The 23767-nt window shown below is 65.9% G+C and carries 16 protein-coding genes; 9 read left to right on the top strand and 7 right to left on the bottom strand.

The window, feature by feature from the left end; translation table 11 throughout:
- Positions 1 to 45 precede the first annotated feature (45 nt).
- Together lpdA and zapE are read left to right on the top strand one after the other, a co-directional pair.
- Positions 46 to 1473, top strand: coding sequence for a dihydrolipoyl dehydrogenase (gene lpdA / locus K320_RS0114200; protein ID WP_024539493.1), 1428 nt, complete (start codon positions 46 to 48; stop codon positions 1471 to 1473).
- A 254-nt stretch (positions 1474 to 1727) separates the two neighbouring features.
- Positions 1728 to 2825, top strand: a complete 1098-nt coding sequence (gene zapE / locus K320_RS0114195; protein WP_024539492.1) for a cell division protein ZapE — start codon at positions 1728 to 1730, stop codon at positions 2823 to 2825.
- A 185-nt stretch (positions 2826 to 3010) separates the two neighbouring features.
- Here zapE and K320_RS0114190 read toward each other — a convergent pair whose 3' ends face one another.
- The gene (locus K320_RS0114190) at positions 3011 to 3814 is read right to left on the bottom strand and encodes a PP2C family protein-serine/threonine phosphatase (protein ID WP_024539491.1); all 804 of its coding nucleotides are present in this window, start codon (positions 3812 to 3814) and stop codon (positions 3011 to 3013) included.
- A 9-nt stretch (positions 3815 to 3823) separates the two neighbouring features.
- Entirely contained in the window at positions 3824 to 4621 is a 798-nt protein-coding gene (locus K320_RS0114185; RefSeq protein ID WP_024539490.1) for an outer membrane protein assembly factor BamD, read from the bottom strand.
- A 127-nt stretch (positions 4622 to 4748) separates the two neighbouring features.
- Here K320_RS0114185 and K320_RS0114180 point away from each other — a divergent pair, with 127 nt between their 5' ends.
- The 6 genes from K320_RS0114180 to K320_RS18430 all read left to right on the top strand — a co-directional run bounded on the left by K320_RS0114180 (position 4749) and on the right by K320_RS18430 (position 15422).
- Positions 4749 to 5354, top strand: a complete 606-nt coding sequence (locus K320_RS0114180) for a phosphatase PAP2 family protein (RefSeq protein ID WP_211236118.1) — start codon at positions 4749 to 4751, stop codon at positions 5352 to 5354.
- A 74-nt stretch (positions 5355 to 5428) separates the two neighbouring features.
- Entirely contained in the window at positions 5429 to 8971 is a 3543-nt protein-coding gene (gene dnaE / locus K320_RS0114175) for a DNA polymerase III subunit alpha (RefSeq protein ID WP_024539488.1), read from the top strand.
- 126 nt (positions 8972 to 9097) lie between these two features.
- Positions 9098 to 9454, top strand: coding sequence for an ATP-dependent Clp protease adapter ClpS (gene clpS, locus K320_RS0114170; RefSeq protein WP_024539487.1), 357 nt, complete (start codon positions 9098 to 9100; stop codon positions 9452 to 9454).
- Between the two features lie 57 nt (positions 9455 to 9511).
- The gene (clpA, locus tag K320_RS0114165) at positions 9512 to 11872 is read left to right on the top strand and encodes an ATP-dependent Clp protease ATP-binding subunit ClpA (protein ID WP_024539486.1); all 2361 of its coding nucleotides are present in this window, start codon (positions 9512 to 9514) and stop codon (positions 11870 to 11872) included.
- Positions 11873 to 11976: 104 nt separating this feature from the next.
- Positions 11977 to 13026 (top strand): tellurite resistance/C4-dicarboxylate transporter family protein, encoded by a 1050-nt coding sequence (locus tag K320_RS0114160; RefSeq protein WP_024539485.1) that lies wholly within the window; start codon positions 11977 to 11979, stop codon positions 13024 to 13026.
- 56 nt (positions 13027 to 13082) lie between these two features.
- Positions 13083 to 15422, top strand: a complete 2340-nt coding sequence (locus tag K320_RS18430; protein ID WP_156913995.1) for a peptidoglycan DD-metalloendopeptidase family protein — start codon at positions 13083 to 13085, stop codon at positions 15420 to 15422.
- A 61-nt stretch (positions 15423 to 15483) separates the two neighbouring features.
- Here K320_RS18430 and K320_RS0114145 read toward each other — a convergent pair whose 3' ends face one another.
- The 3 genes from K320_RS0114145 to K320_RS0114135 all read right to left on the bottom strand — a co-directional run bounded on the left by K320_RS0114145 (position 15484) and on the right by K320_RS0114135 (position 18755).
- Positions 15484 to 16797 carry an O-acetylhomoserine aminocarboxypropyltransferase/cysteine synthase family protein gene (locus K320_RS0114145; RefSeq protein WP_029696177.1) on the bottom strand — a complete coding sequence of 438 codons (1314 nt, stop codon included), beginning with the start codon at positions 16795 to 16797 and terminating at the stop codon, positions 15484 to 15486.
- 159 nt (positions 16798 to 16956) lie between these two features.
- A complete protein-coding gene (locus K320_RS0114140; RefSeq protein ID WP_024539483.1) occupies positions 16957 to 17481 on the bottom strand; it encodes a CoA-binding protein in 525 nt (174 codons plus the stop codon).
- On the bottom strand, positions 17478 to 18755 hold the full coding sequence (locus K320_RS0114135) for a lytic murein transglycosylase (protein WP_051384936.1): 1278 nt from the start codon (positions 18753 to 18755) through the stop codon (positions 17478 to 17480). The genes K320_RS0114140 and K320_RS0114135 overlap by 4 nt, the downstream gene beginning before the upstream one ends.
- Before the next feature lie 71 nt (positions 18756 to 18826).
- On the opposite strand from K320_RS0114135, the gene sbcB reads away from it, so the two are divergent.
- The gene (sbcB, locus tag K320_RS0114130) at positions 18827 to 20263 is read left to right on the top strand and encodes an exodeoxyribonuclease I (RefSeq protein WP_024539481.1); all 1437 of its coding nucleotides are present in this window, start codon (positions 18827 to 18829) and stop codon (positions 20261 to 20263) included.
- Here sbcB and K320_RS0114125 read toward each other — a convergent pair.
- Positions 20230 to 22848: a [protein-PII] uridylyltransferase gene (locus K320_RS0114125; protein ID WP_024539480.1), complete on the bottom strand. Its 2619-nt coding sequence runs from the start codon at positions 22846 to 22848 to the stop codon at positions 20230 to 20232. The two genes, sbcB and K320_RS0114125, sit on opposite strands and share 34 nt — an antisense overlap.
- Before the next feature lie 25 nt (positions 22849 to 22873).
- Complete coding sequence (map, locus tag K320_RS0114120) at positions 22874 to 23689, bottom strand: type I methionyl aminopeptidase (RefSeq protein ID WP_024539479.1); 816 nt, start codon at positions 23687 to 23689, stop codon at positions 22874 to 22876.
- Between the last annotated feature and the right edge of the window lie 78 nt (positions 23690 to 23767).

Here is a 23767-nt window from a genome sequence, read left to right as displayed (position 1 = left end):
ACCCACCCTGAGCGGTGGGTTTTCACCATCCATTGAGGAAGAAACATGAGCAAGTCTTTTGACGTTATCGTCATTGGCGCCGGCCCCGGCGGCTATGTGGGCGCGATCCGCGCGGCGCAGCTGGGCATGAACGTCGCCTGCATCGACGAGTGGAAGAACGACAAGGGCGGCCCCGCGCCCGGCGGCACCTGCACCAACGTGGGCTGCATTCCTTCGAAGGCGCTGCTGCAGTCGAGCGAGCACTATGAGCAGGCGCGCCTGCACTTTGCCGAGCACGGCATCACGGCCAAGGACGTGAAGATGGATGTCGCCACCATGGTGGGCCGCAAGGCGGCCGTGGTGAAGCAGAACAACGACGGCATCCTGTACCTGTTCAAGAAGAACAAGGTCACGTTCTTCCATGGCCGCGGCTCGTTTGCCAAGGCGGTTGACGGCGGCTACGAGATCGCCGTGGCCGGGGACAAGCCCGAAACGCTGGTGGCCAAACAGGTCATCGTCGCCACCGGCTCCAACCCGCGCGAACTGCCGGGGGCGCCGTTCGATGAAGAGAACATCCTCTCCAACGACGGCGCGCTGCGCATTCCCGCCGTGCCCAAGCGTCTGGCGCTGATTGGCTCGGGCGTGATCGGCCTGGAGATGGGCAGCGTCTGGCGCCGCGTGGGCTCCGAGGTGACGGTGCTCGAAGCGCTGCCCACCTTCCTCGGCGCGGTCGATGAGCAGATCGCCAAGGAAGCCAAGAAGGCCTTTGACAAGCAGGGCCTGAAGATCGAGCTGGGCGTGAAGATCACCGAAGTGAAGAATGGCAAGAAGGGCGTGGGCATTGCCTATACCAATGCCAAGGGCGAGGCGCAGAAGCTCGATGTGGACAAGGTCATCGTCTCCATCGGCCGCGTGCCCAACACCAACGGCCTCAACGCCGAGGCCGTGGGCCTGAAGCTGACCGACCGTGGCCAGGTCGAGGTCGATGAGCTCTGCCGCACCAACCTGCCGGGCGTCTGGGCCGTGGGCGACGTGGTGCGCGGCCCGATGCTGGCGCACAAGGCCGAGGAAGAGGGCGTGGCCGTGGCCGAGCGCATGGCGGGGCAACACGGTCATGTGAACTTCGCCACCGTTCCCTGGGTGATCTACACCAGCCCCGAGATTGCCTGGGTAGGCCGCACCGAACAACAGCTCAAAGCCGACGGCGTGAAGTACAAGGCCGGCACCTTCCCCTTCATGGCCAATGGCCGTGCGCGCGCGCTGGGCGACACCACCGGTCTGGTCAAGATGCTGGCGGATGCCGCCACCGACGAAATCCTCGGCGTGCACATCGTCGGCCCCATGGCCTCCGAGCTGATCGCCGAGGCGGCGGTGGCGATGGAATTCAAGGCCAGCAGCGAAGACATCGCGCGCATCTGCCATGCGCACCCGACGCTGGGCGAGTCGATGAAGGAAGCCGCGCTCGCGGTGGACAAGCGCACGCTCAACTTCTGAGGTTTAACCGAGAAAATCCATTAGGCGCATCTCCGATGCTGCTTGGGCGTCAACGGAGCATTTGCGGCCATTTTGGCCCCTCTTTGTCGCCTGTAGCTACGGCTACAGGCTTCGCAGTCGGGGCCAAACTGACTCGCAACTGCCCTCGTTGCCATCCCAAGCCCTGATGCACTTTCTCGGTTTAAGCAAAATTGGCTGCCAGCGCTTGATGGGAAAGCGCTGGCAGCTATTGTTTTGGATGAATTGGAGTCGGTGTGTCGGTTCGGCAGATTTACGATGAGGCCTTGGCGGCCAAGGGCTACCAGAGCGACCCGGCGCAGTTGCGGGCGGTGGATGCGCTGGAGCGTTGCGCCAGCGAATGGGCGGGCTACAAGCAGCGCCGCTCCAATGCGCTCAAGAAGCTGCTGAACCACCCGCAGATTCCGCGCGGCGTCTACATGTATGGCGGCGTGGGGCGCGGCAAGAGCTTTCTGATGGATTGCTTCTTCACCGCGGTGCCGATCAAGCGCAAGGTGCGGCTGCACTTTCACGAGTTCATGCGCGAGGTGCAGCGCCAGCTCACCGAGCTGCAGGGCACGCAGAACCCGCTGGATGCGCTGGGTGCGAACATCGCCAAACGCTACAAGCTGATCTGCTTTGACGAGTTCCACATCGCCGACATCACGGACGCGATGATCCTGTACCGGCTGCTGGATGCGCTCTTTGCCAACGGCGTGGGCTTCATCACCACCTCCAACTTCGAGCCCGATGGCCTGTACCCGGACGGCCTGCACCGCGACCGCATCCTGCCGGCGATTGCGCTGCTCAAGGAGCGCATGGAAATCATCAACGTGGACAACGGCGTGGACTACCGCAGCCAGACGCTGGAGGATGCGACCATCTACCACCATCCGCTGGGCCCCGAGGCGGATGCGGCGATGGCAGCCATGTTCGATCGCCTGGCCGAGGCGCGCGACGAAGACCCGGTGCTGCGCATCGAGGCGCGCGAAATCCACGCGCTGCGCCGTGCGGGCGGCGTGGTGTGGTTTGATTTCCGCGAGCTCTGCATGGGGCCGCGCTCGCAGAACGATTATCTGGAGCTTGCAAGCCAGTTCCACACCGTGCTGCTCTCCAATGTGCCCTACATGCCGGTGAACATGGCTTCGGCGGCGCGGCGCTTCACCTGGCTGGTGGACGTGCTCTATGACCGGCGCGTCAAACTCATCATTTCAGCCGCGCTGCCGCCGGAGCAGCTCTATACCGAAGGCCCGCTGGTGCACGAATTTCCGCGCACCGTCTCGCGCCTCAATGAGATGCAGACGCGGGAATATCTGCAGCTCGAGCGCCGCGTGGTGGATACGCGCCTGACTTGAGAGCGTGTTCAAAGTCTCCGCGTGCTGCCTTGCCCGAAGGGTTGCCCCGCAAAGGCAGCGTCTGCGGCGTTGCAAGTCCTCGCCGGGCCACCAGCCCGGCTGTGGCTTGCGCCTTGCAGCCACTACCTTTGCGGGGCAACGGGTACTACGCGGAGACTTTGAACACGCTCTGAGCAGGGAGCGCTTCAGGATTTGGCCTCGAAGCCCTGGAAGCGCCGGGATTTCCTGACTTCAACCGGGGCTTCAATCTTCACGACCGCCAGCGACAGGTTGTCGCCTCCGCCGGCGGCGCGTTCGCGCGCCTGCGCGATGAGAAATTCGGTGGCCTCGCGGGGCGTGAGCGTGCTGACCGCTTCGGCCAGTTCGTCGGACGTGAAGTAGTGCCAGACGCCGTCGCTGCAGGCGAGCAGCGCATCGTCCGTCTTGAGCTCTGCAATGGCGTAGCCGCTGGTTGGCGGCGTGTTGTCCATGCCCAGGCATCCGAGCAGGATGTTCGAATGCGGATGGTCGCGCGCCTGCGCTTCGGTCAGGTCGCCCCGATCCACCAGGGCCTGCACGTAGGAGTGGTCGCGCGTGCGATGCACCATCGCGCCGTTGCGAAAGTGGTAGATGCGCGAATCCCCGGCGTGCACCCAGTGGCAATCGCCCCCCGGGTTGACCAGGAAGGCGGCGATGGTGCTGTGCGGCTCCTGCTCGGCGGAGATGGCGGTGAGGCGGATCACGAGATGCGCCTCCTGCACCATGTTTTCCAGAAACGACGCGGCATCATCCGTGGCCGGATCGTAGCGCTCGAACACCTGGCTCGCCGTCATGATGACCTGGTCGGATGCCTTGCGTCCGCCGCTGCGCCCGCCCATGCCGTCGGCGACGATGGCCAGCACGCAGCCATTGACGCGCGGGTGCGTCAGCAGTTCGACCCGGTCCTGCTGGTAGTCCCGGTCACCCTTGTCGGTGCCCGTGGCGGCAATGATCCGAAACGATTTGCTCATGGCGCTCCATCACCAGAGTTTCCACCACGGGCTTGCCCTGCCCTTGAAGCCGGACCTGGTGTAATCGCTTTGCGGGTAGGAGGCGTCGAGCACGCGCTGCGTGTCCTCGCTCAGCTGCGTCAGGCCCAGCGCCTCATAGGAGCGCACCAGGATGTAGAGCGCCTCCTCGCTGGCGGGCACATCGCGGTAATCGGCGATGGCCGATTGCGCCCGGCTCACGGCGGCCACGTAGGCGCCGCGGTCGAAGTAGTAGCGCGCCACATGCACTTCGTACAGCGCGAGGGCATTCACGACGTAGGTCATGCGCTGGCGTGCATCGGGTGTGTAGCGCGAGTCGGGAAAGCGTTCGATCAATTCCTTGAAGGCCTCGAACGATTCCTTGGCGGCCTTCTGGTCGCGTTCGGACAGGTCCTGGCGCGAGAGCCAGGAAAACATGCCCAGGTCATCGTTGAAGTTGACCAGCCCCTTGAGGTAGAGCGCGTAGTCATACGCCGGGCTGGCCGGATGCAGCTTCATGAACCGGTCCAGCGTGGCGATGGCCGTGCCGCGGTCTCCGTTCTTGTATTCGGCATAGGCCTTGTCCAGCTGCGCCTGCTGCGCCAGCGGCGTACCCGCGGCGCGCCCCTCCAGCTTTTCCAGTAGGGGAATGGCCTTGTCCCAGGCGCCGCCCTTCATCTCGTCCTGTGCCTCGGAATGGATTTTTTGCACGCTCCAATGGGCAGTGGGGTCCGCTGGTGTGCTGGAGCAACCGGACAGAGCCGCGATGAGCAGCAGGACGGCGGGCAGAAGGGCAGGTGGGCGCAGCATGGAGCGTGGATTGGAGCAGAACGGAAAAATTCAGCCATTGTATGAAACAGCGACCGCGGGGACTACCGGCAATGGGGTGAAAATTGCGGCCCCGCCACACCTGCTCCCTGGACCGTGGAGCCGCCGGATGATGATGTTGGATGAATTCAATCGTTCTCTTTTCCTGCTGATCAACGGCCCCGCCGAGCCGGGGGCGGCGATGCTGCTTCTGGCCCGGGGCTGCGCCGCGGTGCTGGTGCTGGCCGTGCCGCTGTACCTGCTGCTTGCCTGGCTGCGCGGCGGGGAGGGGCGGCGCGCGCCGCTGCTGGAGGCCGCGCTGGCCTGTGCGCTGGGCTTTGCGCTGTCGGCTGCGCTGGGAGCGCTCTGGCCGCAGCCGCGCCCGTTCATGGTGCCGCTGGGCCATGCGCTGATGCCGCATGCAGCCACGCCATCGTTTCCCAGCAACCATTTGACCGGTATCTGGAGCGTGGCTTTCAGCCTGCTGCTGCACGGCAAGCAGCGCAGGGCCGGCCTCTGGCTCGCGCTGCTGGGCCTGCCGGTTGCCTGGGCGCGCATCTATCTGGGCATCCATTTCCCGCTGGACATGGTCGGTGCCGCGCTGGTGGCTGCCGCCAGCGCTGCCGTGCTGCACCTCGTGCTGCCCGGGCTGGTCAGCCTGCTGCTGCCGCCGGTCAACGCCGTCTACCGGTGGATTTTTGCCCCTTTGATACGGCGCGGCTGGGTGGCCTGGTAGGGCCGCGGTCGGGTTGTTTCGTCCATGCCCGCGCGCCGGGGGCGGGCAATCCGGCCTCTTCCTACAATCGCCGGATGTTTGTCCATCTGCGCCTGCATTCCGAATTTTCCGTGGTCGACGGCACCACGCGCATCGACGAGGCGGTGGCAAGCGCCGCCAAGGATGGGCAGGGCGCGCTGGCCATTGCCGATCTGAACAACCTCTTCGGTGCGCTCAAGTTCTACAAGGCGGCGCGTGGCAAGGGCGTCAAGCCGGTGATCGGCGCCGAGATCTGCCTGGAAGATGCGGCTGGCGGTGAGCCCGCGCGCCTGCTGCTGCTGGTGCAAAACCGCCAAGGCTATTTGAACCTGTGCGAGCTGCTGACCCGTGTCTGGACACAGAGCGCGGCGCGAGAGGCGGCGGTGTGCCGCTGGCAATGGCTGCGCGATCTGAACGAGGGGCTGATTGCGCTGTCGGGCGCGCAGGCGGGCCCCGTCGGGCGCGCGCTGATGGCGGGCAACGAGGCGGCGGCGGCTGAGCAGGCGCTGGGGCTGGCCGCGCTGTTTCCGTACCGTTTTTACCTGGAGCTGCAGCGCGCGGGCCGAGACGATGACGAGGCGCATGTGCTGGCCGCGGTGCAGCTGGCGGCGCGCCTGAAGCTGCCGGTGGTGGCCACGCACCCGGTGCAGTTCCTGGCGGCCGAAGACTATGAGGCGCACGAGGCGCGCATCTGCATTGCCGAAGGCAGCACGCTGGGCGACCGCCGGCGTGTGCGGCGTTTCACGCGCGAGCAGTATTTCAAGAGCAGCGCGCAGATGCAGCAGCTCTTTGCCGATGTGCCTTCGGCGCTTGAGAACACCGTGGAGATCGCCCGGCGCTGCAGCCTGTCGCTGGTGCTGGGCAAACCGCAGTTGCCCGATTTTCCGATTCCCTCCGGGATGACGATGGAGGATTATTTTCGCCACGCCTCGCAGGAAGGATTGGAAGAGCGCCTGCGCCACCTCTACCCCGATGCCGCCGAGCGCCGGCAGCAGCGTCCGCACTACCAGGAGCGCCTTGACTTTGAGCTCGACATCATCATCAAGATGGGCTTCCCGGGCTATTTCCTCATCGTGGGCGACTTCATCCAGTGGGCCAAGACGCATGCCTGCCCGGTGGGGCCGGGGCGGGGCTCGGGCGCGGGCTCGCTCGTGGCCTATGCGCTCAAGATCACCGACCTCGATCCGCTGCACTACAACCTGCTGTTCGAGCGCTTCCTGAATCCCGAGCGGGTGTCCATGCCCGACTTCGACATCGACTTCTGCCAGGCCAACCGCGACCGGGTGATCGATTACGTGAAGGACAAATACGGCAAGGATGCCGTGAGCCAGATCGCCACTTTCGGCACCATGGCCGCGAAGGCGGCGATCCGCGATGCCGGGCGCGTGATGGACATGAGCTACACCTTCTGCGACGGCATCTCCAAGCTGGTGCCGGCCAAGCCGGGGCAGAGCTACACGCTGGCCTACCCGCCCGAGTCCAAGGTGGAGGGCGACAAGCACAACTACGCGCTGGAGCTCGAACCGCAACTGATGGCGCGCGTGCAGGGCGAGGAAGAAGTGCGCATGGTGGTCGAGATGGCGCAGAAGCTCGAGGGCCTCACGCGCAACATCGGCATGCACGCGGGCGGTGTGCTGATCGCGCCGGGCAAGCTCACCGACTTCTGCCCGCTCTACCAGCAGCCGGGCAGCACTTCGGCGGTGAGCCAGTTCGACAAGGACGACGTGGAGGCGATCGGCCTGGTGAAGTTCGACTTCCTGGGACTGGCCACGCTCACCATCCTGGAGCTGGCGCGCGAGTTCATCATGGCGCGCCACCCGGGGCAGGAAAACTTCGCCTTCGAGAACATACCGCTGGACGATGCGCCCACCTACAGGCTGTTTCAGGAAGGCCGCACCGAGGCCGTGTTCCAGTTTGAAAGCCGCGGCATGCAGGGCATGCTGAAAGAAGCCAAGCCCGGGCGCCTGGAAGACCTGATCGCGCTCAACGCCCTGTACCGCCCGGGGCCCATGGACCTGATTCCGAGCTACATCAACCGCAAGCACGGCAAGGAAGCGGTGATCTACCCGCACCCGCTGGTCGAGCCGGTGCTCTCCGAGACCTACGGCATCATGGTCTACCAGGAGCAGGTGATGCAGACCGCGCAGCTGCTGGGCGGCTATTCGCTCGGCGGCGCCGACCTGCTGCGCCGCGCCATGGGCAAGAAAAAAGCGGAGGAAATGGCCAAGCACCGCCAGATCTTCCGCGATGGCGCGGCGAAGAAGGGCATCAGCGAATCCACGGCCGATGAGGTGTTCGACCTCATGGAGAAATTCGCAGGCTACGGCTTCAACAAGTCGCACGCGGCCGCGTATTCGCTGCTGGCCTACCACACCGGCTGGCTCAAGGTGCACTACACGGCCGAGTTCTTCTGCGCCAACATGACGATTGAGATGGACGACACCGACAAGCTCAAGGTACTGGTCGATGACGCCATCCGCGAGGGGCTCTCGTTCGAGCCGCCGGACATCAACCGGGGCGTTTACCGGTTTGAGCCGGTCACGGACAAGGTCATCCGTTACGGCCTCGGGGCCGTCAAGGGCACGGGCCAGCAGGCGATCGAGGCCATCGTCGCGGCGCGCGAAGGCCGGGGCACGGGGCCGCAGGGTACGACGCGCGGACCGTTTGCCAGTCTGTTTGATTTCTGCGTGCGGGTGGACCGCACGCGCATCAACAAGCGCACGGTGGAAGCGCTGATAAAAGCAGGGTCTTTTGACGGCCTGAGCCTTGATAGGGCGGCGCTTGCAGCTTCCATAGATATAGCATTCGACTACGCTCAGGCGCAGCTGGCCAACGCCAATCAGGGCGGCCTGTTCGACATGATGGGCGACGGCGCCGTGGGCGCGAGCAACGAAGAGCCGCCGCTGGCCGTCGTGCTGCCCTGGGACGTGCGCGAGCGCCTGACGCAGGAGAAAACGGCGATTGGCTTTCACCTGTCCGGCCATTTGTTTGATGCGGTGGAAGGCGAGGTGCGGCGCTTTGCCGCCGCACCGATCGCGCGGCTTGCCGACACGCGGGAGACCGTGGTGGTGGCGGGCATCGTGGCCGATCTGCGCACCATCAACGGACAGCGCGGCAAGCTCACGCTGTTCAAGCTGGACGACAAGAGCGGCGTGATTGAAGTCTCGGCCGACGAGGGCGTGGCGGCGTCGTGCGCCGAGGTCCTGCACGACGACGAGGCCGTCATCATCAGCGGGCGGCTGCAGCCCGATCATTTCAACGGAGGCTTGCGCCTGAAAGCCCAGCAGGTCTGGGGGGTGGCCGCGGCCCGGGCGCGCTTTGGCAGGTATCTGCGCGTGCAGGCGGGCATTGGCGTGCCGGATGTGGCTGCCTTCGTGCGGCGCTTTCCGCCCAGGATCGAGCAGACGGAAGACGGCCATTCCCTGGCGCTTGGCCTGTGCGTGCGCCTGGCGCTGCGCTGCGAGGCGGACGGACAGGCGGCCATGGCCGAGCTGCAGCTGGGCGACGCCAGCCGTTTTTTCCCCTCCGATGTGGCGCTCGCGGCATGGGGTGCCCAGGCAGGGGCCGGGGGCGTCAGCGTGGTCTACGGCGCTTCTTGATAGCAGCAGGCACGCGGCCTGCAAGGGCGTGCGCGGCTTTTGGCTGGCATTGGCTGGGCGAACGCTTGAAAAGCCCGGTTGTGGCACCAAATCCACAACGATCACGCTTTGCGGCGGATCGCTAGAATGGATTTCATGGTTACCAAAGCGCCCGTGCCGCCACCCCGCGAGCCGTCCTGGGATGACGGCGGTTCGGTCGTCGCCGAGCGGCGTACGCAGAAGCTGCAGCCGCCGCACATGTACCAGGTGGTGATGCTCAACGACGATTTCACGCCGATGGAGTTCGTCGTCGTCGTGCTGCAGGAGTTCTTCAACAAGGACCGCGAAGCCGCCACCCAGATCATGCTCAAGATCCACCTGGACGGCAAAGGCGTCTGCGGCGTGTATTCGCGCGACATTGCCGATACCAAGGTGGCGCAGGTGATGGATGCGGCGCACAAGGCCGGGCATCCGCTGCAGTGTGTTTCCGAGCCTGTTGAATGACAGGCAGCCCGCCCTGATCTACAGTTAGTCCCAACCGCAAGCCAAAGGAGTTCTCACATGATTGCCCAGGAACTGGAAGTCAGCTTGCACATGGCCTTCGTAGAGGCCCGCCAGCAGCGCCACGAGTTCATCACCGTGGAGCACCTGCTGCTGGCCCTGCTGGACAACCCGAGCGCCACCGAGGTGCTCAAGGCGTGCGCCGCCAATATCGACGATCTGCGCGCGGCGCTCAGCAACTTCATCAAGGACAACACGCCGCAGGTGGCCGGCACCGAAGAGGTCGACACCCAGCCCACGCTCGGGTTTCAGCGCGTGATCCAGCGCGCCATCATGCATGTGCAGTCCACCGGCAATGGCAAGAAAGAGGTGACCGGAGCGAATGTGCTCGTCGCCATCTACGGCGAGAAGGATTCGCACGCCGTGTACTACCTGCACCAGCAGGGCGTGACGCGCCTGGATGTGGTGAATTTCATCGCCCACGGCATCAAGAAGGGCGAGGCGGCCGAGCAGGCCAAGCCCGAGGTGCCGCAGGCTGAAAGCGAAGAGGGCGCGGCGCAGGGCGGCGAGCGCAACGAAAAGGCCTCGCCGCTGGAGCAGTACACGCAAAACCTCAACCAGGCGGCCAAGGACGGCAAGATCGATCCGCTGATCGGGCGCAACTACGAGGTAGAGCGCACGGTGCAGATCCTGTGCCGCCGGCGCAAGAACAACCCGCTGCTGGTGGGCGAAGCCGGCGTGGGCAAGACGGCGATCGCCGAAGGCCTGGCCTGGCGCATCACGCAGGGCGATGTGCCCGAGATCCTCAAGGATTCCACCGTCTACGCGCTGGACATGGGCGCGCTGCTGGCCGGCACCAAGTACCGCGGCGACTTCGAGCAGCGGCTCAAGGGTGTGCTCAAGAACCTCAAGGACAAGCCCAGCGCCATCCTGTTCATCGACGAAATCCACACGCTGATCGGCGCGGGCGCGGCCTCGGGCGGCACGCTGGACGCGAGCAATCTGCTCAAGCCTGCGCTGTCTTCGGGTGCGCTCAAGTGCATAGGTGCAACCACGTATACCGAGTACCGCGGCATCTTCGAGAAGGATGCGGCGCTGTCGCGGCGTTTCCAGAAGGTGGACGTGGTCGAACCCACGGTGGCCGAGACGGTGGAAATCCTCAAGGGCCTGAAGTCGCGCTTCGAGGAGCACCACGCGGTCAAGTACGCCGCCGCTGCCCTGCAGGCCGCGGCCGAACTCTCGGCCAAGTACATCAACGACCGGCACCTGCCGGACAAGGCCATCGACGTGATCGACGAGGCCGGCGCGGCCCAGCGCATCCTCACGCCATCCAAGCGCAAGAAGACGATCGGCAAGACCGAGATCGAGGAGATCGTCGCCAAGATCGCGCGCATCCCGCCGGCCAACGTGAGCAACGACGACCGCGGCAAGCTGCAGACGCTGGAGCGCGACCTGAAGAGCGTGGTCTTCGGCCAGGACAAGGCGCTGGAGGTGCTGGCCAGCAGCGTGAAGATGGCGCGCTCGGGCCTGGGCAAGGGCGACAAGCCGATCGGCGCCTTCCTCTTCAGCGGCCCCACGGGCGTCGGCAAGACCGAGGCCGCGCGCCAGCTCGCCTATGTGATGGGCATAGACCTGATCCGCTTCGACATGTCCGAGTACATGGAGCGCCACGCGGTCAGCCGGCTGATCGGCGCGCCGCCGGGCTACGTCGGTTTCGATCAGGGCGGCCTGCTGACCGAGGCGATCGCCAAGAAGCCGCACGCGGTGCTGCTACTCGACGAAATCGAGAAGGCGCACCCGGACATCTTCAACGTGCTCTTGCAGGTGATGGACCACGGCACGCTGACGGACAACAATGGGCGCAAGGCGGATTTTCGCAACGTCATCATCGTGATGACGACGAACGCCGGCGCCGAGACCATGAACAAGTCCACCATAGGCTTCACCACGCAGCGCCAGCAGGGCGACGAGATGGCCGACATCAAGCGCCTGTTCACGCCCGAGTTCAGGAACCGTCTGGACGCCATCGTGAGCTTCAAGGCGCTCGATGAGCAGGTCATCCTGCGCGTGGTCGATAAATTCCTGCTGCAGCTGGAGCAGCAGCTCGGCGAGAAGAAGGTGGAAGTCACCTTCACCGACGATCTGCGCAAGCACCTGGCCAAGAAGGGCTTCGACCCGCTGATGGGCGCGCGGCCGATGCAGCGCCTGATCCAGGACACCATCCGCAAGGCGCTCGCGGACGAACTGCTGTTCGGCCGCCTGGCCGATGGCGGGCGCGTCACGGTGGATGTGGAGCACAGGAAGAACGACAAGGGTGTGGAAGGCGAAGAGATCAAGCTCGACATCCAGCCGCTGCCCAAGAAAGAGCGCTCCAAGGCCAAGGAGGCCGCGGAACATGAGGAAGAAGCCGCTGCCGATTGACGGCGCCCCGCAAGCATCCCAACCCGCCCACCCGGCGGGTTTTTTAATGAAAAGTGGCGTTATCGCATGCTGGCAAAGCGCTGGCAGCTACTAAAATTTCATTCATGAAGGCATTTTCCACCTGGCACGCAGGGCTGGCGGACCTCTCGCCGGCCAACTTCGGGCTGGTGATGGCGACGGGCATCGTGGCGCTGGCGGCCGGCATGGTGGGCTTTGCCGCTATCGCGCACGCGATGTTCCTGCTCAACGTGGCGCTGTACGCCGTGCTCTGGGTGCTCTACCTGCTGCGCCTGGCCCTGCATCCGCGCCGCTGTCTGAGGGATCTGGCGGACCACGCCACCGGTCCGGGCTATTTCACGGTGGTGGCCGCTTCCGGCGTGCTGGCCTCCGAAGCGCTGGTACAGGGCCGTGATGCGACTGCCGGGCTGGCGCTGGGGGTGGTGACGCTGGTGCTGTGGGCACTGTTCACTTATGCGATTTTTTTCGCCTTCATCGTCAAAAGTGGCAAGCCGGCGCTTGCGCAGGGCATCAGCGGCTCCTGGCTGCTGGCGGTGGTGGCGACGCAATCGGTGGCGCTGGTGAGCGCGCTGCTCTCGCCGCATCTGGCGGCCGGCCTGCGCCCGCTGCCCAACCTCCTGGCACTGGCGATGTGGCTCTGGTCGGGCGTGCTCTACCTCTGGATCATGGCCTTGATTTTCTACCGCTTCATGTTCCTGCGCCTCGCGCCCGAGGAACTGGTGCCTTCGTACTGGATCAACATGGGGGCGCTGGCCATCTCCACGCTGGCGGGGGCCTTGCTCATCCAGCAGGCACCGGCGGCGCCGTGGCTGCAGCAGATGCTGCCTTTCGTCAAGGGCGTGACGCTGCTGTACTGGGCGGCCGGCAGCTGGTGGATACCGGTGCTGCTGCTGCTCGGCATCTGGCGCCATGGCGTGCGCCGCTATCCGCTGCGCTACGAGCCGCTGTACTGGGGGCTGGTGTTTCCGCTGGGCATGTACGCGGCGTGTACCTGGCAGATGGACAAGGCGCTGGATATTCATCTGCTTGAGGGGTTGGCGCGTTTGTTCCTCTACGCCGGGTTATTGGCCTGGTTGCTCACGTTTGCAGGCTTGGTCGGGCGCTTGGCGGGCCAGGTCCGTTCGCGCGCTGCCTGAGCGGGCGACTGATCCGGGGTTCGTCGGGGTGCTCGAGGATGCTCCGCCCAGCCGGGGTGCCGACGCAGGGCGGTCCATGCCGCTTGTCGGCGGTCTGTATTGGCCCCAGAATCGGTCTGCTCCTGTTTCACGAGGGACCGCTTGCCATGCCAATTGCCCTGAGCCGGTATGTCTCCACGCTCTGTCAATGCGCCCGCTGGTGTGCCATGGGGGGTGGCCTGAAAGCCTGCTTCTACATGGCGCTGGCCATCTTCATGGGGGCCATGGGGTCGGCGGCATGGGCTGTCTCCTACGACGCCGGGATGGCGCAGGTGGAATACGTCGACGCCACCAGCGGCCGCACGCTGAGCTACATGCTGATCTATCCAGCCGCGGTGAACGCGGCAGCGCCCGTCAGGATCCCGATGACCCAGGGTCTGCGGCTGTACCAGGATGCATCGCCTTTGCCGGATGGCGTCCGGCGTCCGCTGGTGGTGCTGTCGCATGGCGCCGGAGGCAATGGCTCCAACTATGCGTGGTTGGGCCAATACCTGGCGGCCCATGGCTACATCGTCGCCCTGGTGCACCACTACCGTGCCAATACCTATGACCGAAGCGCGCTGTACGTGCGCAATCGGCTCTGGCAGCGTCCGCGCGACATCAGTCTGGGGATCTCGCACCTGCTGCAGGACAAGGACTGGGGGCCACGCATCGATCCTGATCGCATTGCCGTTGCGGGGCATTCGCAAGGAGGGTTCGCGGCGCTCTGGTTGGGCGGCGCCCAGGTCAATCCCGAAGCGTTCATGCGTTATCAGCGAGGCTGGAAAAGCAATCCCCTGGTGCCTGCCCACATTCGCGAGAGCATGCAGGTGGATGCGGTGCCAGCGCAGCATCTGCGCGACGACAGGGTAAAAGCGGTCTTTGCGATGGCGCCTGGCGTGATTCAGGCCTTTGGCATGGACGCCGATGGCCTGCGCCAGACGCGGGTACCCGTTTACCTGATGGTCGGCGCGCAGGACAGAGCTACGCCTGCCGATGAAAACGCCGCGTTCGCGGCATCGCATATTCCCCAGGCGGAACTGCAGATTTTGCGCGGACCCGTGGGGCACGAAATTTTCACCAATGAATGTGATTCGGATGGCCGTGACAATTATTCCGAGTCCTGTGTCGATGCGCCGGGTGTTGACAGGGCCGATATGCACCGGACCATCGGTCAGGCGGCGTTGACTTTTTTTGACAGCACGCTGGGCGTGGCGCGCGCAGCAGCGCCGCCGGAGCGTGTCGCTGCCGCGCAGCCGGCGCCAGACACTTTCACGGCGGTTGTGGCGGCGCCGATCGGCGGGCCGCATGTGGCGGTGCCCGGCACCGATGGACAGCTGCATGTGTTGTACGAGCTGATGCTCACCAATACCAAGCGCGCAACCGCCACCTTGCAACAGCTGGAAGTGCTCGACGCGGCATCCCGCAAAGTACTGGCATCGTGGTCAGGCGAGGCGCTGCTCGGGCGCATCCGCACCGTGCAGCCGGCGCCTGCACAAGCGCCCACGGTCCCGTTTGGCGAGAGCCGGCTGCTCTACGTTGAACTCGCTTTCCCGCCCGGCGACGTTCCGCCCGCGGTGACGCATCGCCTGCATCTGCTGGCGGCACCCAACCCCGGGCCGAACGCCGTCGCAGCGCCAGCGCAGTTCACCGCGGCGCAGATCAACATTGCCCGTGCACCGTTGCCGGTACTGCAGCCACCGCTGCGTGGGAGCGGATGGCTCGCCGTCAATGGTTGCTGCAACAGCGGCATCGTTCACCGCGGTTCGATGCAGGGCGTCAATGGCGGGTTGTACGACTCGCAGCGCTTTGCCATCGACTGGATGCGCCTGAACCCGCAGGGCGAGATGATCCACGGCGACCCCGGCGATGTGAACAGTTTCATCAACTACGGCGCCGAGGTGTACGCCGTCGCGGACGGCACCGTGGTCGACGTGCTGAACGACCTGGATGACCAGATTCCGGGTCAATTGCCCGATCCGGCAGCGATTACCCTCCATACCGTGGACGGCAATCACGTGATCCTGGATATCGGCCAAGGCCGGTATGCGTTTTACGCGCACCTTCAGAAAGGCTCGGTGAACCTGCGCCGTGGCGATCAGGTCAAGGCCGGCAGAGTGATTGGCAAGCTGGGGAACACCGGCAACTCTTCCGGACCGCACCTGCACTTTCACGTCATGGATTCACCGTCGGCGCTGGGGGCGCAAGGCATGCCCTTCGTGTTCGACCGTTTCATGCTGACCGGGCAGGCCGACATCGCGCGCTTCGAGGCCAGTGACGAACTGACGGGACGTTGGGGACAAGCGTTACCGCAGCCCGCGCCACAGCAGGAGCGTTTTCCGCTCAATCTGAATATTGTTGATTTCGGCGAGCGCTGACGCCTCGGGTGGCAGGCACCCGACGAGCGCCATCGGCAAGAGCGCTTGTCACTGCAAACTATCAGGCGCAGGCCCGATCCAGCGCCTGGTCGATATCCCAGAGGATGTCCTGCACATCCTCTATGCCCACCGACAGCCGCACCATATCGCTGCTCACCCCGGCGCGCGCCAGCTCTTCGTCGTTCAGCTGGCGGTGGGTGGTGGAGGCAGGATGGATCACCAGCGTCTTGGCGTCGCCGATGTTGGCCAGGTGGCTGAAAAATTCGCAGGCATCTATGAATTTTTCTCCGGCCGCGCGCCCGCCCTGGATGCCGAAGGTGAGCAGCCCCGAAGCGCCGGGCGCGCCGTCCACGCTGCGGAACTGTTTTTGCGCGAGCGCGTGGTAGGGCGAATCGGCAAGGCCCGGGTAATTTACCCACGCCACCTTCGGATGGCTTTGCAGGTGCCGCGCCACGGCGAGCGCGTTGCGGCAATGCGCCTGCATGCGCAGGTGCAGGGTCTCGGCGCCCTGCAGCAGCAGCCAGGCGTTGATGGGCGAGAGCACGCCGCCGTAGGTGCGGTTGACCTCCATGCGCGCCTTCATGGTGTAGCCGAAGTCGCCGAAGGTCTCGTAGAACTTCACGCCGTGATACGCCCGGCTCGGTTCGACCATGTCGGGGAATTTGCCGTTGTCCCACGGAAAGCGCCCGCTCTCGATCAGCACGCCGCCCATGGTGGTGCCGTGCCCGCCGATGTACTTGGTGGCGCTGTGCACCACGATGTCGGCGCCCAGGTCGAGCGGGTTGCACAGGTAAGGGCTGGCCACGGTGTTGTCCACGATCAGCGGCACGCCGTGCGCGTGCGCCACGGCGGCCACGGCGGCGATGTCGAGCACGTTCACCAGCGGGTTGCCCAGGGTTTCGCCAAACACCACGCGGGTTTCGGGGCGCATGGCGCGCTCGAAGTTCAGCGGGTCCTTCGGATCGACGAAGGTGGTTTCTATCCCCAGGCGCTCGAAGCCTATGCCCAGCTGCCCGACGCTGCCGCCATACAGCGTGCTGGCGGCCACCACGTGGTCGCCGCTCTTGAGCAGCGCGAACAGCGCCGTCATCTGCGCCGCCATGCCGCTGGCGCAGGCCAGGGCCGCGCGGCCGTTTTCCAGGCTGGCCATGCGCTCTTCGAACACCGCCACCGTGGGATTGCTGATGCGGCTGTAGACGTTGCCGAAGGTCGCCAGGTTGAAGAGGTTGGTGGCGTGCTCGGCGTCGTCGAAGACGAAGCTGGTGGTCTGGTGGATGGGTGTGGCGCGCGCGCCGGTGACGGGGTCGGGCTGGGCGCCGGCATGGATGGCGCGGGTGCCAAAGCCAAAGACGTGATCGCCGTGGGGTGTGGTCATGATTATCTATGAAAAGTGGCTGTAGCGCTTGTGTATCAAGCGCCGGTAGCTATGAAAATGACAAAATGATTGCCGGCCGGCGCCGACATGACGCAATGACGGGCGCCTTTGATCGTGCGACGCGAGGAGCGTCATCGAGCGCAGCGAGGCCATTGTTCATCAGTAAGGCAATTGGCGCGCACGCTTGGCCGTGATGACCTTGGTATTCACCCCGGCCCAGCCCAGGCCGCCAAAGAGCCGCGCGTGCTCGATCTTCACGCAGCGGTCCTGCACGACATCCAGGCCTGCGGCGCGCGCCTTGGCGGCAGCTTCTTCGTTGACCACGCCCAGCTGCAGCCACAGGCACGATGCGCCGATGGCAATCGCCTCGTCGGCCAGCGGGGGGATGTCTTCGGCGCGGCGAAAGCAATCGACCATGTCGATCTTCCGGCCCTGAGCGGACAGCGCTTCGGCCGCTTGCGTGACGCTGGCGTACGCCGTCTCGCCCAGGATGCTGCCGCCCTTGTCGGCCACCAGCGGGTTGACCGGCACGACGCGGTAGCCATGCGCCTGCATGTACTGCGCGGCGAAGTGGCTGGGGCGGTGCCATTGCGGCGACAGGCCGACGACGGCGATGGTGCGGCAGCGTGCCAGGATGCTGCGAAGCTGGCTGCTCAGGATGGGTGGGCTGGTCGTGGCGGTCATGGCTTGCTGGTACTGGTGTTTTTGTCGGTCTGTTGCATCAGGCGCTGCAGCAGCTCCTGCGTGGGGTAGCCGTCCGCGGTCTGCCCCAGGCGCTGCTGGTAGCGGCGCAGCCCGGCGCGGGTGGCGGGGCCGAACACGCCGTCGATCTCGCCCGCGTCCAGCCCCAGCTGGTTGAGCGCCAGCTGCATCGCTTCGATCTCGGTGCGCGCGAGCGGTTTGATCTGCCGCGGCCAGAGGGCGAGCAGGCCCGGGCCGCCGTCGATCTGCTGCGCCAGCAGAGCCACGGCCAGCGCGTAGCTGGTGGAGCTGTTGTAGAGCAGCAGCACGCGGAAGTTGTTGCCCACCATCACCGCCGGCCCGCGTGCGCCGGCGGGCGTGAGGATGGAGGCGTCGCGCATCACCGGCAGCGGCTGGCCGTCCATGCCGCGCACGCCCTGTGCCGCCCAGGCGTCGCTGTCCTGGCGCAGGGTCAGCTCGGTGCGGCTGTAGTCAAAGCCGGCGGGCAGCCGCACTTCCGTGCCCCAGGGCTCGCTCGGGCGCCAGCCCGACTGCGCGAGGAAATTGGCGGTGGACGCGATCACATCCGGGATGCTGTTCCAGATGTCGCGTTTGCCGTCGCCATCGGCATCGACGGCGTACTTCAGGTAAATCGACGGCAGGAACTGCGTGTTGCCCATGGCACCGGCCCAGGAGCCGATCAGCGCCGCCGCCGGCATGTAACCCTTGTCCACGATGGTGAGCGCCGCCATCAGCTCGCCCTTGGCCCAGTCGCGCCGGCGTCCGTCATAGGCCAGCGTGGCCAGCGCGTCGATGGTGCGGAAATTGCCGAAGTGCGCGCCGTAGCTGCTCTCTATGCCCCAGATGGCGGTGACGATGCTGTCGGGCACGCCGTAGCGCTGCACCGCCGCCTGAAAGGCCGCGGCGTAGCGCTGGCGCTGCAGCCTGCCGGCCTGGATGCGCTGCGCCGAGACGGCGCCATCCAGGTATTGCCAGACCGGGCGCACGAACTCGGGCTGGGCGCTGTCGAGTTCGATCACTTGCGGCAGCCAGCGCGCGCGCGCGAGCGTGGCGTCCAGCGTTGCACGGCTGATGCCGGCCTGCAGCGCCTCCTTGGAAAAACCGGCGATCCACGCGCCGAAGCCGTCGGCCTCGCTGGCGGTGTCCGCCGCAGCCGGGGGCGCGGCCAGGGTGGTGCAACTGGCCGCGCCCAGCAGGGCCGCCAGGGTGAGCAACAGGGCGGGAGCACGCGCGAGGGAACCAGAGGGAGAGCGCATGGCAGGATTGTGCCCAAGTCTGGACCTGCCTTTGGGCAGGCATACTGCAATCCCGCCCGCGCTTTACGCCCATGCACACTTTTCTCTGGCACGATTACGAAACTTTTGGTACCGACACGCGCCGCGACCGCCCGGCGCAGTTCGCCGCCATCCGCACCGATGCCGGCCTGAACGAAATCGGCGAACCCGTCATGCTGTACTGCCGACCGGCGGACGACTACCTGCCCGACCCCGGCGCCTGCCTCATCACCGGCATCACGCCGCAGCAGTGCCTGGAAAGAGGCCTGCCGGAATGCGAATTTGCCGCGCGCATCGAAGCCGAGATGGCCCGGCCCGGCACCATTGGCGTGGGCTACAACACCATCCGCTTCGACGATGAAATCACCCGCTTTCTCTTCTGGCGCAACCTGATCGACCCCTATGCGCGCGAGTGGCAGAACGAGTGCGGGCGCTGGGATCTGCTGGACGTGGTGCGCATGGCCTATGCGCTGCGCCCGGAGGGCATCCACTGGCCGGTGGTGGAGGGCAAGCCGAGCTTTCGGCTGGAAAAGCTCACGCAGGCCAACGGCATTGCGCATGAGGCGGCGCACGACGCGCTCTCGGACGTGCGCGCGACGATCGCGCTCGCCAGGCTCATCCGCCAGCACAACCCAAAGCTGTTCGATTTTGCCCTTGCGCTTCATAAAAAGGAGCGCGTTGCGCAGGAACTGCGCCTGCCGGCGACGCAAGACACCGCAAGGCCTTTCCTTCATGTCTCCGGCATGTTCCCGGCCGAGCGCGGCTGCCTGGCGGTGATGTGGCCGCTGGCGACGCACCCGACGAACAAGAACGAGCTGCTGGCCTGGGATTTGGCGCACGACCCCGCGCCGCTCGCCGCGCTGTCGGTGCAGGAGCTGCGCACCCGCCTGTTCACGCGCAGCCAGGATTTGCCCGAGGGGGTGGCGCGGCTGCCGGTGAAGGGTGTGCACCTGAACAAATCGCCCATGGTGGTGGGCAATCTGGCCACGCTCACGCCGGTGCTGGCTGAGAAATGGGGCATCAACCTGGAGCAGGCGGCGCGCCATGCCGAGGCGGCGCGCCAGCTGCCGGACATGAGCGCCATCTGGCCGCAGGTCTACGCGCGGCCCGAGGAACCCACGCCCGATGTGGACCAGGACTTGTATGGCGGCTTTCTCGGCAACGAAGACCGCCGGCGCCTGCAGCGTCTGCGGGCCCTGTCTCCGCGGGATCTGGCACAGGCGCGCGGTGGCTTTGATGATGCACGCCTGACAGAGCTGCTGTTCCGCTATCGCGCGCGCAATTTCCCTGAAACGCTGGCACCCGAGGAGCAGGCACGCTGGCAGGCCCACCGCATCGCCGTGCTGACGCAGGGCGAAGGCGGCGCCCGCACCTTCGATGCGCTGTTCGAGCAGCTGGATGCCCTGGGCGCCGACGCTGACGGGCGCAACCAGGCCATTCTGGAGGCGGTCTATGACTACGCCGAGGGCATCGCGCCCGAGCTGGACTGATCGTCGGCGTCTGCCAGCGCGTCGAGCAGCTCGGCCTCGATGCGCAGTTGCCGCGCGCTGTTGCTCAGAGCCTCGCCTGCTATCAGAAACGTATCTTCTGCACGCTCTCCCAGCGTGCCGACCTTGGCCAGCTGCACGCTGAGCCCGTGGCGCGCCAGCACGCCGGCGATCAGGTACAGCAGCCCGGCGCGGTCGGTGGCCGAAATCTCCAGAATCCAGCGCTCGTGCTGCTCATCGGGCCGCAGCGCGATGCGCGGCGCTACGGGGAAGCTGCGCGCACGGCGCGACAGCCGCCGGTGGCTGGGCTGCGGCAGTGGCGTACGCAGATCGATCGCCAGCGGCAGGCCGTTTTCGATCAGCGCGATCAGTTCGCGCGCGCCACTCTCCGCGTGCCGGGCAGCCACCTGGAAGGTATCGAGCGCGTGGCCGTTCAGCGTGGTGTGGATGCGCGCCGCGAGGATGGAAAACCCGGTGCGGTCAAAGTAGCCGCAGATGCGCAGAAAAAGCTCTGCCTGGTCGGGCGTGTAGACCAGCACCTGCAGGCCGTCGCCCGCCAGCGAAGGCCGCGCGCGCACCACCGGGCTGGTGCTGCCTATCACTTCATACAGCTGGCGGGTGTGCCAGGCGATATCGGCCGCGTCGTGCTGCATGAAGTAGCCCACATTCAGCGTGCGCCACAGCGCCTCATTCGCGCCGCGCGGCAGGGCGTGCAGGGCCAGCAGCACGCGCGCATCGCGCTTGCGCTCTTCCACTTCGGTGGCGGCGTCGGGCGTACGCCCGCCCAGCACGGCGAGCGCCTGGTGGTAGAGATCGAGCAGCAGCTTGCCCTTCCACGCGGTCCATACGCGCGGGCTGGTGCCGCGGATGTCCGCCACCGTCAGCAGGTAAAGGGCCGTGAGGCGGCGCTCGTCGCCCATGCGTTGCGCGAACGCGGCAATCACCGCCGGATCGCTCAGGTCCTGCTTTTGTGCCACCTGGCTCATAAACAGGTGTTCGGCAACGAGAAATTCGATCAGCCGGGCGTCCTGAGCCGAAATGCCGTGCGCAGCGTACTGCCGGCAAAAGCGCCGCACCTCACTGGCGCCGATCGCGGAATGGTTGCCGCCGCGGCCCTTGCCGATGTCGTGAAACAGCGCGGCGATGGTGAGGATCCAGGGTTTGTCCCAGCCTGCGGCCAATTGCGAGCACAGCGGGAATTCGTGTGCATGCTCGGCCATGAAGAAACGCCGCAGGTTGCGCACCACCATCAGAATGTGCTGGTCCACCGTATAGGCGTGGAACAGGTCGTGCTGCATCTGCCCGACGATGCGCCGAAACGGCCACAGCAGCCGCCCGAGGACCGAGGTCTGATTCATCAGCCGCAGGGCATGCGTCACGCCGCTGGGTTCACGCAGGATCTGCATGAAGCAGGCGCGGTTGGCTTCGTCTTCGCGAAAGGCCTGGTCCATCAGCGGGCGGGCGTTGTAGAGCGCGCGCAGCGTGCGCACTGAAAGCCCTTGGATGCCCGGCGTGGACTGGTAGCGCAGAAAAGTGCGCACGATGGCCTGGGGCTTGCGCTGGTAGAGGTCGTCGCGCCCAATTTCCAGCAGGCCGTTCTTGTCGAGAAACTCGGCGTCTATCAGTATCAGCGGCGCCGTCGATGGCCGTAGCCGCTCCTCGATTTCCAGGCGCAGGATCTGCGTGAGCTGCGTGACCGCCTTGGCTGCCCAGTAATAGCGGCGCATCAGCTGTTCGCTGGCGCGCTGCCGGCGTCCACCTGGGCCTGTGGCATCCGCAAGGCCGAAGGCCTGGGCCACGCTGGCTTGCAGGTCAAAGGCCAGCCGGTCCTCCCGCCGCCCGGCCACCGCATGCAGGCGCGCTCGGATCAGGCACAGCAGCGCCTCGTTGCGCTCCAGCTGGCGCACTTCATACGCGGTCGCCAGGCCGTGCTGCGCCAGCGCCTTCCAGCTGGCGCCCACGCCGGCAGCGCGCGCCAGCCAGAGGACAAGATGCAGATCGCGCAGCCCGCCGGGCGATTCCTTGCAATCCGGCTCCAGCGCGTATGGCGTATGTTCGTACCGGGTGTGGCGCTGGTGCAGCTCCAGGAGCTTGGCCTGGACGAACGCCCGCGCATCGAGCTGGCGCGCATGGGCTTGCTGCAGAGCCTCGAACGCCTGCGCGCTGCCGGACAGTCGGCGCGATTCGAGCAGCGCCGTCTGCAGCGTGATGTCCTCGGCGCAGGCGGCAAGGCACTCGGCTCGCGTGCGTACGCTGGAGCCTATCGGCAGCCCCGCATCCCAGCAGCGGGCGATGAAGGTTTCTATGGCGGCGGTGGCGCCGCCGTCTGGCACCAGCACCAGCACATCGACATCCGAATGCGGGAACAGCTGCCTGCGCCCGTAGCCGCCGATGGCGATGAGCGCCGGACCGGGGCCAGGATGGAGCGACTGCCAGAGGGCGCGCAGCAGGGCGTCCGTGGCATCGGAGAGGCCGCGCAGCAGGCGATGCACACCGCGTGGATGCAGCGCCGGGTCCAGCAGGGACTGCAGCAAAGCGGCGCGGCGCGTCTGGTAGCGGGCCTGTTCGGCAGCGATGTGCGCGTCCATGGCCCTGCGCGCAAAAACGCCTGTGTCAGGTCGCCGTCGCGGTGACGAAATCCGGCAGCGGCGGGTATTGCGGCGAGAGCGTGAGCACGTCAAAACCCGTTTCGGTGACCAGAACGGTGTGCTCCCACTGCGCCGAGAGGCTGTGGTCCTTGGTGATGATGGTCCAGCCGTCCTTGCCCAGCTCCTTGATGTCGCGCCTGCCCAGGTTGAGCATGGGCTCGATCGTGAAGGTCATGCCGGGCTTGAGCTCGACACCCGTGCCGGGGCGTCCGTAGTGCAGCACCTGGGGCTCGTCATGGAATTTCCTGCCGATGCCGTGGCCGCAGAATTCGCGCACCACCGAAAGCCCCTGGTCCTCGGCAAACACCTGGATCGCGTGGCCGATGTCGCCCAGGTGCGCGCCGGGGCGTACCTGCTGGATGCCCAGCCACATGGATTCGTAAGTGAGCTTGACGAGGCGTTTGGCGGCAATCGAGCACTCGCCCACGAGGTAGGTGCGGCTGGTGTCGCCGAACCAGCCGTCCTTGGTGATCACGGTGACATCCACATTGACGATGTCGCCCTTCTTGAGCGGCTTTTCGTTCGGGATGCCGTGGCAGACGACGTGGTTCACCGAGGTGCACAGGTAGCCCGGGTAAGGCGGGTAGCCCGGCGGCTGGTAGCCGATGGTGGCGGAGACCGTGCCCTGCTGCTTCATGCACTCCGCGCCCAGGCGGTCGATTTCGATGGTGGGCAGGCCGGGCACGATGTGCGGGGCGATGTAGTCGAGCACCTCGGCCGCCAGGCGGCAGGCCTCGCGCATGCCGGCAATGCCCGCTGCGTCCTTGATTTCTATGGTCATCGCGAAATTATCCCATTCGCAATCCATTCGTGCTGGGTCACTAAAATCGCCACTTCCTCCAACCCTCCTTGCCGGATA

It is taken from the genome of Comamonas badia DSM 17552, assembly GCF_000484635.1.
Classification (GTDB): Bacteria; Pseudomonadota; Gammaproteobacteria; order Burkholderiales; family Burkholderiaceae_C; genus Comamonas_C; species Comamonas_C badia.
This window is presented reverse-complemented; position numbering and strand designations above follow the sequence as displayed.

What these genes read in the sequence shown, in the direction of transcription:
- clpS (WP_024539487.1), top strand. Translation starts at nt 9,098, where the DNA reads ATGGATTTCATGGTTACCAAAGCGCCCGTGCCGCCACCCCGCGAGCCG.
- dnaE (WP_024539488.1), top strand. Translation starts at nt 5,429, where the DNA reads ATGTTTGTCCATCTGCGCCTGCATTCCGAATTTTCCGTGGTCGACGGC.
- K320_RS0114145 (WP_029696177.1), bottom strand. Translation starts at nt 16,797, where the DNA reads ATGACCACACCCCACGGCGATCACGTCTTTGGCTTTGGCACCCGCGCC.
- lpdA (WP_024539493.1), top strand. Translation starts at nt 46, where the DNA reads ATGAGCAAGTCTTTTGACGTTATCGTCATTGGCGCCGGCCCCGGCGGC.
- K320_RS0114180 (WP_211236118.1), top strand. Translation starts at nt 4,749, where the DNA reads ATGATGATGTTGGATGAATTCAATCGTTCTCTTTTCCTGCTGATCAAC.
- K320_RS0114190 (WP_024539491.1), bottom strand. Translation starts at nt 3,814, where the DNA reads ATGAGCAAATCGTTTCGGATCATTGCCGCCACGGGCACCGACAAGGGT.
- K320_RS0114160 (WP_024539485.1), top strand. Translation starts at nt 11,977, where the DNA reads ATGAAGGCATTTTCCACCTGGCACGCAGGGCTGGCGGACCTCTCGCCG.
- K320_RS0114135 (WP_051384936.1), bottom strand. Translation starts at nt 18,755, where the DNA reads ATGCGCTCTCCCTCTGGTTCCCTCGCGCGTGCTCCCGCCCTGTTGCTC.
- sbcB (WP_024539481.1), top strand. Translation starts at nt 18,827, where the DNA reads ATGCACACTTTTCTCTGGCACGATTACGAAACTTTTGGTACCGACACG.
- K320_RS0114140 (WP_024539483.1), bottom strand. Translation starts at nt 17,481, where the DNA reads ATGACCGCCACGACCAGCCCACCCATCCTGAGCAGCCAGCTTCGCAGC.
- K320_RS0114185 (WP_024539490.1), bottom strand. Translation starts at nt 4,621, where the DNA reads ATGCTGCGCCCACCTGCCCTTCTGCCCGCCGTCCTGCTGCTCATCGCG.
- clpA (WP_024539486.1), top strand. Translation starts at nt 9,512, where the DNA reads ATGATTGCCCAGGAACTGGAAGTCAGCTTGCACATGGCCTTCGTAGAG.
- map (WP_024539479.1), bottom strand. Translation starts at nt 23,689, where the DNA reads ATGACCATAGAAATCAAGGACGCAGCGGGCATTGCCGGCATGCGCGAG.
- K320_RS0114125 (WP_024539480.1), bottom strand. Translation starts at nt 22,848, where the DNA reads ATGGACGCGCACATCGCTGCCGAACAGGCCCGCTACCAGACGCGCCGC.